The organism is Cellulomonas soli, from assembly GCF_013409305.1.
GTDB lineage: Bacteria > Actinomycetota > Actinomycetes > Actinomycetales > Cellulomonadaceae > Cellulomonas > Cellulomonas soli.
Genome location: NZ_JACBZJ010000001.1, coordinates 1,706,055 through 1,718,427, shown reverse-complemented (window position 1 = coordinate 1,718,427; position 12,373 = coordinate 1,706,055). Strand labels below are relative to the sequence as shown.

The 12,373-nt window shown below is 74.2% G+C and carries 8 protein-coding genes; 4 read left to right on the top strand and 4 right to left on the bottom strand.

The window, feature by feature from the left end:
- Positions 1 to 64: 64 nt before the first annotated feature.
- Genes BKA22_RS08005 through BKA22_RS07995 form a run of 3 tightly spaced genes read right to left on the bottom strand, consistent with a single transcriptional unit; the run spans position 65 to position 4,294 of the window.
- Positions 65 to 670 carry a YesL family protein gene (locus BKA22_RS08005; RefSeq protein ID WP_146954856.1) on the bottom strand — a complete coding sequence of 202 codons (606 nt, stop codon included), beginning with the start codon at positions 668 to 670 and terminating at the stop codon, positions 65 to 67.
- 49 nt (positions 671 to 719) lie between these two features.
- Positions 720 to 2,771, bottom strand: a complete 2,052-nt coding sequence (locus BKA22_RS08000) for a beta-galactosidase (RefSeq protein ID WP_146954855.1) — start codon at positions 2,769 to 2,771, stop codon at positions 720 to 722.
- The gene (locus BKA22_RS07995; RefSeq protein WP_223203765.1) at positions 2,768 to 4,294 is read right to left on the bottom strand and encodes a glycoside hydrolase family 43 protein; all 1,527 of its coding nucleotides are present in this window, start codon (positions 4,292 to 4,294) and stop codon (positions 2,768 to 2,770) included. Before BKA22_RS07995 ends, BKA22_RS08000 begins: the two co-directional genes overlap by 4 nt.
- 139 nt (positions 4,295 to 4,433) lie before the next feature.
- On the opposite strand from BKA22_RS07995, the gene yicI reads away from it, so the two are divergent.
- Both yicI and BKA22_RS07985 read left to right on the top strand, forming a co-directional pair.
- Positions 4,434 to 6,716, top strand: a complete 2,283-nt coding sequence (gene yicI / locus BKA22_RS07990) for an alpha-xylosidase (protein ID WP_146954854.1) — start codon at positions 4,434 to 4,436, stop codon at positions 6,714 to 6,716.
- 46 nt (positions 6,717 to 6,762) lie between these two features.
- Positions 6,763 to 9,174 carry a glycosyl hydrolase family 95 catalytic domain-containing protein gene (locus tag BKA22_RS07985; RefSeq protein WP_146954853.1) on the top strand — a complete coding sequence of 804 codons (2,412 nt, stop codon included), beginning with the start codon at positions 6,763 to 6,765 and terminating at the stop codon, positions 9,172 to 9,174.
- 297 nt (positions 9,175 to 9,471) lie between these two features.
- Here BKA22_RS07985 and BKA22_RS07980 read toward each other — a convergent pair whose 3' ends face one another.
- Complete coding sequence (locus BKA22_RS07980) at positions 9,472 to 10,254, bottom strand: AMP-binding protein (RefSeq protein WP_146954852.1); 783 nt, start codon at positions 10,252 to 10,254, stop codon at positions 9,472 to 9,474.
- Positions 10,255 to 10,455: 201 nt separating this feature from the next.
- Between BKA22_RS07980 and BKA22_RS07975 the strand changes: the two genes are divergently transcribed.
- Positions 10,456 to 11,826: an MFS transporter gene (locus tag BKA22_RS07975; RefSeq protein ID WP_146954851.1), complete on the top strand. Its 1,371-nt coding sequence runs from the start codon at positions 10,456 to 10,458 to the stop codon at positions 11,824 to 11,826.
- A gap of 8 nt (positions 11,827 to 11,834) precedes the next feature.
- A complete protein-coding gene (locus tag BKA22_RS07970) occupies positions 11,835 to 12,236 on the top strand; it encodes an ArsR/SmtB family transcription factor (RefSeq protein WP_307725910.1) in 402 nt (133 codons plus the stop codon).
- The last annotated feature ends 137 nt before the right edge of the window (positions 12,237 to 12,373 follow it).

Genomic DNA, 12,373 nt, shown 5'->3' with positions numbered 1-12,373 from the left:
CGCTCCTCGTCGCCACGCACCATCGCCGGGGCGGCGGCAGGATCGCCCTGCCCTCTTCGCCCCCTCAGCCCGCGTGGCGCGCGAACACCCCCCTGAACAGGAAAGCACTCGCGTAGGCACCCACGGAGAACGCCACGGTCACCAGGACCACGAGGAACGTGGGGAACACGATCGTCACGGCCACCACTGTCACCGGGATCAGGACGATACCGAAGGTACGCACCGGTTCCGCTGCAGGCAGCAGCAGCGCGTTGCGCACGGTCCGCCGCACACCCGTGTCGAACTGCGCGACCAGGGCCATCCCGAAGAGGAACGCCGCGAGCAGGTAGGCGCTCGCGAGGAACGCGATCGTCGCCGCCGCGGCCCCGATCGAGCTGCCCGACGACAACCAGAACACCCCGCTGAACAGGAGCACGCCGGCCGGCACCACGAGCGCGAGGTAGACGAGCGTCGCCCGCCGGACGTTGGCGCGCAACGCCAGCAGGTAGTCCTTGAGGGGGCGCCCGCGCTCGTCGTCGGAGTAGCGGATCGTCACCTCGTAGAGCGCCGAGGTGGCGACGCCGATCGTGACCACGGGCAGGCACGTCAGCAGGTACAGCACGTTGAGCGCGACGAACGTCAGGAACGACGTGATGCCCTGGATGTTCCGGGAGTTGGGGTCGATCCGCACGGCGTCCACCTCCTCCCGGCGGCCTGGGGGTGTGCCGCGCGCGCCCTCATCATCCCTGGTCCTGCTCGCGCACGGTCCACGCCTGCAGCGGCGCCGGCTCGTCGGTGGGGACCGCGACGACGAGGTGGCCGCCCGGGGGGACCGTCGTCGGCTCCGTCGCGGCGGGCCCACTGACCACGACCGGCACGTCGCCGTGGTTGAGCACGAACAGGTGGTCCTGTGCGGCACCGCGGCGGCGGACGACCTCGACCGCCGTCGGCGCGGGGGTCGCCAGCACCGGCCGCACGTCGGCGAGCGCGACCTGCGCGGCCACGAACCGGTCCAGGTCGCTCTCGTCGAGCTGCGCCGAGACGTACACCGCGACTCCGGCGCCCGTGCGGTGCTCGGTCACGGCGGGGCGCCCGTCGAGCACGCCGCCCGCGTAGGTGCGGACCGTCTCGGCACCCGTCAGGTGCACGAGCTCGGACCACACGGACGCACGGCTGCCGTCGTCGAGCACGAGCTCCTCGTCGCGCGCCAGGGGGCGCACCTGCTCGACCCGCACGCCCAGCAGGTCGCGCAGCCGACCGGGGTAGCCGCCGGTGGTCACGCGCATCGACGCGTCGGCGATGCCCGTCAGGTGGTGCACCACGAGCCGCCCGCCCTGCTCACGGACGTAGCGCTCGAGCCAGGCCACCGTCTGGTCGTCCATCGCGTAGAGCGCGGGCACGACGAGCAGGCGGTAGCGGGACAGGTCGCCGCCCGGCGGGACGAAGTCGACGGGCAGCCCGAGCCGGTACAGCGCGCGGTGCGTGCGCCGCAGCGTGTCGGGGTAGGACAACCGGTCCGAGGGCAGGCCGTCCGTCTCGAGCGCCCACCACCCGTCCGCGTGCCACAGCACCGCGACGTCGGTGGCGACCACGGGCCCTTCGGCAGGCGGGACGGCGACCGCGGCGAGCTCGCGCAGGGTCGAGCCGAGCCCGGTCGCGGCCCGGAAGGTCTCGGAGTCCGCGCCGGCGTGCGGCACGAGCGCGCTGTGCCAGGTCTCGGCACCCGCGGTCGAGGCCCGCCACTGGAAGAACAGGGCGCCCTGCGAGCCGCGGGCCACGTACGCCAGCGAGCTGCGGACCATCCGGTCGGGTGCCTTGGGCACGCTCGTGCCGTCGACGGTGATCGCGGCGGCCGACTGCTCCATGAGCAGCCAGGGGCGTCCCTGCGACCACGAGCGCGTCAGGTCCGCCGCGTACGCCACGTGCGCCTCGCCGTCCGGACCGGCCGTGTCGAAGTAGTGGTCGATGCTGACCAGGTCCTGCTCGCGGGCCCACGACCACTGCTCCCAGTGGTTCCACGACGGGAGCATGAGGTTGGTCGTCACCGGCAGCGTCGACCCGGATGCGTGGATCTCGTCGCGCTGCTCGGTGAAGCACGCGAGCAGCTCGTCGGAGACGAACCGGCGGAAGTCCAGCGCGTGCCCGGGGTTGTGCAGGTACTGCGTGGTGCGCGGCGGCAGCACCTGCTCCCACGCGGTGTACCGCAGCGACCAGAAGGCGGTGCCCCAGGCGTCGTTCATGGTGGCCAGGTCGCCGTACCGCCCCTGCAGCCAGCGGCGGAACGACGCCGCGACGTGGTCGCACCAGCAGACCGTGCCGTACTCGTTGTGCACGTGCCAGCCGACCACCGCCGGGTGCGACCCGTACCGCTCGGCCAGCGCCCGGGCCACCCGACGCGAGGCGTCCCGGTACGACGGGGCCGACAGGCAGTAGGTGTCGCGGCTGCCGTGCCAGCGCTGCACGCCGTCGGGGCCCACGGGCAGACCGTCCGGGTGCGCGAGCGTGAACCACGGCGGCGGGGAGGCGGTCGGCGTCGCGAGCAGCACGTCGATGCCGTTCGCGTGCAGCAGCTCGAGGACGTCGTCCAACCAGCCGAAGTCCCACACGCCTTCCTCGGGCTCGAGCCACGACCAGGAGAAGACGCCGACGGTCACCGTGGTCACGCCGGCCTGGCGCATCAGCTCGACGTCCTCGAGCCACGTCTCGCGCGACCACTGCTCGGGGTTGTAGTCGCCGCCGAAGAGCAGACCGCGCTCCGGGACGAAGGGCTTGGGGGTGCGGGCATCGGTCACGGCTGGTCGTCTCCTTCGTCGGTGACCTGGCGGACGTGCTGGACATCGGTGAACGGGACGGGCGCCGAGCCGCTCGGACCCTGTGCGACGAGGGCGAGCAGCACGCCGACGAACCCGCCGACGTGCTCGGTGGCCAGCCGCAGGTGCGGCACGGCGGCGTGCTCGACGAAGACCCCGTCGGCCACCACGCCCGCACGGTACGTGCGCCCGTCGGTGCGCAGCTCGAGCCGCACGGGTCCGTGCACCGGGCGACGGCTCAGCTCGTGCGTCCCGTCGGCGTCGACGAGCTCGGTCACGACGTGCGCACCGGCCGGACCGGGCTCGACGCGCAGGGCGAGGTGCGCGTCCTGGTGCTGGTACGCGGCCAGGCCGGTCGGACCGGGCAGCCGGTCGGCGTCGACGGTCGCCGCGAACGTGCACGCGTGGGTGTCCTGCCGCCGCCCGGTCAGGGCGGGGAGGCCCCGCGAGGTGAGCGGGTCGGGGCGGGGCGCGAGCAGGTGGGTGGTCCCGGAGCGGGTGTGCTCGACCGGTCCGCGTAGGCCGACCCATTCGAGGTCGTCCTCGGGCACCGGGCCGATCGCCGTCTCGACGCCCGGCACCGGGGCGAGTGCGCCTGTGCCCGGGGCGAAGACCGGCCCTTCGTCCTCCCACGCCGCGGGCACCAGGAAGGTCTCGCGGCCGAGCACGTGGCCGCCGTCGAACGGTCGGATGCCGAGGACGACGCCCCACGTGCGTCCGTCCGGGCCGTCGACGAGGTCCGCATGGCCCACCGCCTGCACGTCGGCCGTGGCACCGAGGTGGCGGTGGGTCAGCAGCGGGCTGCGGGGGTCGGTCGTCCACGGTCCCGTCACGGCGGGTGCGGTCGCGGCGGTGACGGCGTGGTGACGGGCCGTGCCGCCCTCGGCGGCGAGCAGGTGGTAGCGGCCGTCGCGCTCGAACAGGCGCGGGCCCTCGACCCACGCGCCGCCCAGCGCACCGTGCCAGAGCACGTGCTCGGGTCCGACGAGCCGACCGGTGGCCCGGTCGAGCTCGCGCAGGAACAGCTCGCCGGGGCCGGACCCGGGTGTACGGGAGTCGCGACACGCCGTGAACCAGCACCGGCCGTCACGGTCGAGGAACAGCGCGGGGTCGAAGCCCTCGGTGTCCAGCAGCTGCGGCTCGGACCACGGACCGGCGGGGTCGGTCGCGGTGCACAGGTACGTCTCGGCGCCCTTCCGGTCGCGTGCGACGGTGAAGACGACGTGCAGCACGCCGTCGAGGCACCGGACGGTCGGCGCCCACACGCCGTCGGAGACCTCGAGGCCGTCGAGCACCGGCGCGCCCGGGCTGGTGAGCACGTGCCCGGCGGGCTGCCAGTGCACCAGGTCGGTGCTGACGTGCACCGGAAGCCCGGGCCAGTAGGTGAACGACGAGGTCACGAGCACGAACTGCGTGCCGTCGAAGCAGATCGAGGGGTCGGGATGACACCCCGGCAGGACGGGCAGGACAGGTCCGGGGGTGGTCGGGCCGTGGTGCGATGGCACGGGCTCTCCGTTCTCGACGACATCGGCGAACCCTGATGGTAACGTTGCCACCACGCCTGCGGAACACTCCTGGACCACGGGTGTCCGACACCGCGCACGTCGATGACGACGGGCGCGCCGCCCCGGAGGTGCACCCCGGATGAAGTTCACCGATGGCTACTGGCTGCTGCGCAAGGGCCTGGGAGTGCTCCACCCGCGGCACGTCGTCGACGTCGAGGCGGGCGACGGCACGCTGGACGTCTACGCCTCCACCGCCGCGGTGCGCGAGCGCGGCGACACCCTCAACCGTCCGCTGGTGACCGTGCACCTCGACTCCCCGCTCGAGGGCGTCGTCGCGGTGACCATCGAGCACCACGTCGGTGGGGTCGACCGCGGGCCGCGCTTCACGCTCGCGACCCAGGACGTCGACGCCAAGGTGCTGCTGCCGCAGCAGACCGGCGCCCCCTACGCCGAGCTGCAGACCGGCCCGCTCCTCGCCCGCGTGGCCACCGAGGGTCCGTGGTCGCTCGAGTTCGAGCTGGACGGACGCGTGCTCACCTCCTCCGGCGCACGGTCGGTCGGCCTGGTCAGCGACGAGCAGGGCAACAGCTGGGTGCACGAACGCCTCACGCTCGGCGTCCGCGAGCACGTCTACGGGCTCGGCGAGCGGTTCGGCACGTTCGCCAAGAACGGCCAGAGCGTCGACATCTGGAACGCCGACGGCGGCACCGCCAGCGAGCAGGCGTACAAGAACGTGCCGTTCTACCTCTCCGACGCGGGTTACGGCGTCTTCGTCGACCACCCCGGCGAGGTCTCGTTCGAGGTCGGCTCCGAGGTCGTCTCGGCCACGCAGTTCTCCGTGCCCGGCCAGCGCCTGCGCTACCTGCTCATCGCCGGCCCGACGCCCAAGGACGTGCTGCGCCGCTACACCGCGCTCACCGGTCGCCCGCCGCGCGTGCCGCAGTGGTCGTACGGCCTGTGGCTGTCCACGTCGTTCACCACGTCGTACGACGAGGCGACCGTGATGTCGTTCATCGACGGCATGGCGGAGCGGGACCTGCCGTTGTCGGTGTTCCACTTCGACTGCTTCTGGATGCGGCAGTTCCACTGGTGCGACTTCGTGTGGGACCCGGCCACGTTCCCCGACCCGGTCGGGATGCTGGAGCGCCTGCACGAGCGTGACCTGAAGGTCTGCGTGTGGATCAACCCGTACATCGCGCAGCGTTCGCACCTGTTCGCCGAGGGCAAGGACCTGGGTTACCTGGTCAAGCGGGCCGACGGGTCGGTGTGGCAGTGGGACCTGTGGCAGGCCGGCATGGGTCTGGTCGACTTCACGAACCCTGACGCGGTGGCCTGGTACCAGGGCAAGCTCAAGGTGCTGCTCGACCAGGGCGTGGACTGCTTCAAGACCGACTTCGGCGAGCGCATCCCCACCGACGTCGTCTGGCACGACGGCTCCGACCCCGAGCGCATGCACAACTACTACACGCACCTGTACAACGAGGCCGTGTTCGACCTGCTCAAGGCCGAGCGCGGCGAGGGCCAGGCGGTGCTGTTCGCCCGCTCGGCGACCGCGGGTGGCCAGCAGTTCCCCGTGCACTGGGGCGGCGACTGCGAGTCCTCGTTCGCGGCCATGAGCGAGTCGCTGCGCGGCGGCCTCTCGCTCGCCTCGTCGGGCTTCGGGTACTGGAGCCACGACATCGGCGGCTTCGAGGGCACACCCGACCCGGCGGTGTTCAAGCGGTGGCTCGCGTTCGGGCTGCTGTCCTCCCACTCACGGCTGCACGGGTCGGACTCCTACCGGGTGCCGTGGGCCTTCGACGAGGAGGCCGTCGACGTCACCCGCCGGTTCACGCACCTCAAGCTGCAGCTCATGCCCTACCTGGCGGCCACCGGCGAGACGGCCCACACGACCGGCATCCCCGTGATGCGACCGATGTTCCTGGAGTTCCCCGACGACCCGGGCACCGCAGGCGTCGGCACGCAGTACATGCTCGGCGACAGCCTGCTCGTGGCGCCCGTCATGCGCGCCGACGGCGAGGTCGACACCTACCTGCCGGAAGGCACGTGGACCTCGCTGCTCACCGGCGAGCAGGTCGTCGGACCGCGCTGGGTGCACGAGACGCACGGGTTCGACTCGCTGCCGTTGTACGTGCGCCCCGGCACGGTGCTCGCCACCGGCGAACGCGACGACACCCCCGACCGCGACCTGCGCGAGGGCCTCGTGCTGCGGCTGTTCGACCTGCCGGACGGGCACGTGTCGACGTGCGTCGTGCCCGACCCGACGGGCACCGCACCCGCCACGATCGTCGTGCGGCGCACCGGCGACCGCGTCGAGCTGCGGGCCGAGGCCGCACGGGGCTGGTCGGCGGCCGTCGGTCTCGGCACGCCCGTCCGTGCCGAGGGCGACCTGCTCGTGCTGGACTGGCCCTCGGGCGACTGACCCGGGCGCCCGCCGCTCACCGCACACGCACCGCCAGGGAGCACCGATGCCCGCTCGTCCTCTCGTGCTGCTCGACGACCGCCCGGGGGTGGCGTGGACCGAGGGCTACCCGTTGGGCAACGGCCGCACCGGGCTGCTGACCTGGGGCGACCCCGACGTCGACGTCCTGCAGCTCACGGACGACCGGCTCTGGTCCGGCACCGGCCCCGAGTCGGGCCGCCGGGCGGACGCGCAGGCGGACCCGGCGACGTTCCGGGCGCTGCGGGCGGCGGCGCTCACCGGCGACCTCGGTGAGGCCGAACGGCTCAGCGACGCCATGCAGGTCGGGCACGTGCAGGCGTTCCAGCCGCTCGCCGACGTGCACGTCGCGCTCGGCCGTCACCACGGCGCGGGCTACCGACGGCAGCTCGACCTGCGCGAGGGCATCGCCTCATGGCGCACGGCCGATGGCGTCGCGCAGGAGTCGTTCGTCTCCGCACCGGACCAGGTCGTCGCGGTGCGTTGGACCTCACCCGAGCCGTTGCGGCTCACCGTCCGGCTCGACTCGCCGCACGCGCTCGTGTCGCGGCTGGTCGACCGGGACCTGCTCGGGCAGGTACGGCTGCCCGCGGACGTGCCTGCGCACCTGCGCGGCGACCTCACCGCCGGCGGCCCGGGACGCTCGCTGCTCGGCAGCGTCGGGGTCCGGGTGCTGGTCGGCGACGTGCTCGACGCCGGCGACGAGCACCTGGTCGTGCACGGCACCGAGGTCGTCCTCCTCCTGGCGACCGGCGCCCACCTCGAGATCCCGAGCGAGGTGCCGAGCACCGCCGACGACCTCGACCCCGCACCCGACACCGCGCTGACCCGGCTGGCGGTCGCGGCGGGCCGCACCTGGGACGAGCTGCGGGCCCGGCACGTCGCCGACCACGCCCCGCTCATGGACCGGGTCCACCTCGAGCTCGGGACCGACGGTGCCACGGACCCGGATGCCGACCTCGACCCCGAGTCTGGCGCTGACGCTGGGACCGTCGCCGAGCGGACGACTGCGGGCCGCCTGGCGGACTGGTCCGCCGGGCACCGCGACCCCGCCCTCCTGACGACCCTCGTGCAGTACGGCCGCTACCTGCTGCTCGCCTCCTCCCGCCCCGGCACCCGCGCGACCACGCTGCAGGGCATCTGGAACGGCGAGATCCGACCGCCGTGGAACAGCGACTACACGCTCAACATCAACACCCAGATGAACTACTGGCCCGTCGAGACGCTCGCCCTGCCCGAGTGCCTCGAGCCCCTCGTCGGACTCGTCCGCCTGCTCTCGGTCACCGGCGCCGGGGTGGCCCGCGACGTGTACGACGCGGACGGGTGGGTGGCCCACCACAACGCGGACGGGTGGGGCTTCGCGCACCAGGAGGGGCACGGCGACGGCGGGGTCTCCTGGAGCGCCTTCGCTCTCGCGGGCGTCTGGCTCTCGCGCGCCCTGTGGGAGCACCACGCGTTCGGCGGCGACACCGCGACGCTGCGCGAGCACTGGCCGCTGCTGCGCGGAGCCGTGGCCTTCGCGAGCTCGTGGGTGGTCCCGGCACCGGGAGGCGGCACGACGACCGCCCCGTCGAGCTCGCCGGAGAACACGTTCATCGGCCCGGACGGCTCGGTCCGGGCCCTCCTGCCCGGGTCGACCATCGACCTGGCCCTGCTGCACGAGCTCGCGCAGACCGTCCGCGACTGCCGGGCCGTGCTGCCCGAGCTGGCGGACGACGCGCTGCTCGACACCTTCCTCGAGCAGGTCGCCGGCCTGCCGACCGAGCGGCTGCTGCCCGACGGTCGGCTCGCCGAGTGGTCGCTCGACGTGCCCGAGGCCGAACCGACCCACCGGCACCAGTCGCACCTCTACGGCCTGTACCCCGGCGACCGCATCACCCTGCAGGGCACGCCCGCGCTCGCCCTGGGGGCCGCGCTCAGCCTGGACGCGCGCGGCGACCTCAGCACCGGCTGGTCGCTCGCCTGGCGGGTCGCCCTGTGGGCCCGCCTGGGCCGCGGCGACCGTGTGGGCGACCTGATCGACCGCTACCTCACGCCCGTCCCGGCCACCGACGACGGCGCGAGCCACGCCGGCGGCGTCTACCCGAACCTGTGGTGCGCCCACCCGCCGTTCCAGATCGACGGCAGCTTCGGCGTCGCCGCCGGGGTCGTCGAGGCGATCCTGCAGTCGCACCGCACGCAGGACGGCGTGCGCGTGCTCGACCTGCTGCCCGCACTCCCCCGCGTCGCTACCAGCGGCACCGTGCGCGGGCTGCGAGCGCGCGGCGGACTCGTCGTCGACCTCACGTGGGACCGCGGCGCGGTCACCGAGATCACGCTCGCCACCACCGGGGCCACGCCGCCGCGCGAGGTGCTGCTCGTCGAGCGGGACCAGCAGCTGCGGGTGCACGTGGGCGCGATGCCGCTGCACCTGGGACCCCTGGCCGGCCCCGCGGCCTGACCCACGGGCGGCTCACAGGCTCCGCCCACCGTTCTTCGAGGTCGGCCCACCAGAGTCATCCATGCACGGGGAACGCGGCGGGCCGAGGTGAGGGACGGTCCGCCGGGGATCCGTGCGGTACGACCGACCGTCCCGTCGTGCACGGTCGTCTCTCCTGGGAGCCCGAGTGAGTCGGGCGGCAGGGCCTGCCCCCTTCGGTCCCCCGTCGAAGGGGGCGGGCCCGAGCGGTCGCGCACGCCGCGACCCCGCGGGCCGAGGTGCCCCGCAGAACCCGACCGGCCGGTGAGCCGACGGGGATCAGCGCAGGATCGGTGCGACGAGCGCTGCGGCGACCAGCAGAGAACCCGCTCGGGCCCCGCTGCCGAACGCGCTAGCGGTCGAGGTCGCGCCGACCGTGGCGTCCCGCCGCTCGACGGCCGGACGGCTCCGCCTGACGCTGCCGTCCGCGAGCGCGGCGACCGACGCGCGGTCCGCCGCGATCTCCCGCAGCCGCCCCAGGTCGGACTGCGTGTAGTGCACCCCGACCGGTTCGCCGGTGCCGGCGAACACCAGGGCGGCGTCGTCGTCGGGCGCGGGCGGCAGGGGCAGCGAGAGCAGCAGCCGGCGGGTGACGAGGTCGGCCAGGTGGTAGCGGGCGCCGAGCGCGAGCTCGTCGAGCACGGGCACGCGCTCGGTCGCGATGCGCAGCCGCGGGGAGCGCAGGCCGCGGGTGAGGACGAGGCCTCGGCTGTCCGCGACGACGACCTCCGGACGGGCGACGGCGTGGGCCTGGGCCTGCTGGCGCAGCGTGAGCTCGGGCGCCGTGGTGACGACGACGGCGCCGAGACGCCAGCAGGCGTAGGCGACGGCGGTGCGTTCCGGCCCGGGCTCGACGATCAGCGAGACGCGGTCGCCGTGCCGGACGCCGACGGCGTGCAGCCCGGAGGCGATCTGCACGGACCGGTGCGCGAGGATCTTCCAGCCGACGTCGGTGCGGCGCCGACCGGAGGCGCGGCCGGGTGCGTGATCGATCGCGCGGGTCGCCAGGTCGCGCCACACGGGTTCGACCGCGGGTGGGCTCGTGACCTCGCTGCTCACCATGTCGGTTCCCCGTCTGCCTCGTCGTCCGGCGACCGGCCGTGCCCGGTGCGTCCGGGGACCAGTCTTCGGGAGGGCGGCTGCCGGGTCGTCACCCCTGGGGATCGACCCGCGTACTGCGGTGGGTGCACGCGGGTGCGTCGAGGGGTGGAGCCCGACCCTGACTCATTGCGTGATTGCGCAACCATTGACTACCGTGCGGACGTGCTCCGCGCCCTCTCGCACCCCGTCTACCGGCGGCTCTTCCTGGCCCAGGTCGTGGCGCTCGCCGGCACCGGGCTGGCCACCGTCGCGCTCGGGCTGCTCGCCTACGACCTCGCCGGGGCGCACGCGGGCGGGGTGCTCGGCACGGCGCTCGCCATCAAGATGGTCGCGTACGTCGTGGTCGCGCCCATCGCCTCGGCCGTCGTCGCCCGGCTGCCGCGCCGACGCGTCATGGTCGGGGCCGACGTGCTGCGCTGCGCGGTCGCCGCGGCCCTGCCGTTCGTCGGCGACGTGTGGCAGGTCTACGTGCTGATCTTCGTGCTGCAGGCCGCCTCGGCGACCTTCACCCCGACCTTCCAGTCCGTCATCCCGGACGTCCTGCCCGACGAGGACGACTACACCGCGGCGCTGTCGCTGTCCCGGCTCGCGTACGACCTCGAGTCGGTGCTCTCCCCCGTGCTGGCCGCCGCGCTGCTGCTCGTCGTGCCCGCCGCCAGCCTGTTCGCAGGCACGTCGATCGGGTTCGCCGGCTCGGCGCTCCTCGTGCTCTCCGTCGCCGTCCCGCGCACGGGCGCCGGCACCCCCGACGGCGCGACCGACGAGCAGACGGGTGAGGACGAACCGTTCGCCGTGCGCGTCCGCCGTGGCGCACGCCTGTTCACCCGGACCCCCGCGCTGCGCCCGGTCCTGGCGCTCAACCTCGCCGTGGCGGCTGCCGGCGCGTTCGTCATCGTGCAGACCGTCGTCATCGTGCGCAGCAGCTTCGGGCAGGGCGACGGCACGGTCGCGCTCGTGCTCGCCGCCAACGGCGCCGGGTCGATGGCCGGCGCGTTCGCCCTGCCCCGCGTGCTCCGACGGGTCGACGAACGGCGCGTCATGCTCACCGGCGCCGCGCTGCTGACGGGTGCGACCGCCCTCGTCCCGCTCGCCCTCGGGCTCTCGGACACGCGCGCAGGGCTGCTCGTCGTCTCCGGGCTGTGGGTCGTCGTCGGTCTGGGATGGGCAGCGGCGGAGACACCCGTCGGTCGCCTCATCCGCCGGTCCGTCCCCGGGCGCGACCTGCCCGCCGCGTTCGCCGGGCAGTTCTCCCTGTCCCACGCGTGCTGGCTGGTGACGTACCCCCTCGCCGGATGGCTCGGCGCCGCGGGGCTCGGGCGCGCCGCACTCGTGCTCGCGGCCGTCGCCGCAGCCGCCGGGATCGCGGCGGCCGCGCTGTGGCCCCGCACGGACACCTCGCACGAGCGCCCGTCGGCGGGCTCGGCCCCGTCCGCGCCCGCCGACCCCTCCCTGCCCCTGCCGCAGAATGGTGCGACGATCGGAGCCACCACCGGTACCGGCGACGCGAGGGCTGAGGCATCAGCACAGGGGTGAGCACGCAGGTGAGCACAGAGGTCGGGCGCGAGCAGGCAGCACCGGGCGTCCCGGTGGCCACCCCGTCACCCGCGGACCGGCGGGATCCCGCCGTCCTGCCGCGGCGGGCCGAGTTGGCCCGCTCGGTCGAGGTGCTCCGCCTGCTCGCCGACCCGACCCGGCTGGCCGTGCTCGCCCTGCTCGACGGCACCGAGCTGTCCGTCACGGCCATCGCCCACGCCGTCGACCGACCGGTGCCAGCCGTGTCCCAGCACCTGGCCAAGCTGCGCGCCGGCCGGCTCGTCACCACCCGCAGGGACGGCACGACCGTGCACTACACGCAGGCCAACGAGCACGTCGCCGCGCTCGTCGCCAACGTGCTGCACCACGCCGAGCACACGCTGTACGACGTCCCACCGCACCACCGCTGACCCGCCACCGGGCGGGTCGGGGCCACCCGCGAGAGGATGTGCCGCACGGTCAGGGCTCGTCACCGAACGCCCGTGACCGCGGTGGACGAGTTCGCCCGGGGGCCGCGAGCTCGCCGATCCGCCTCCGAACGGCCTCC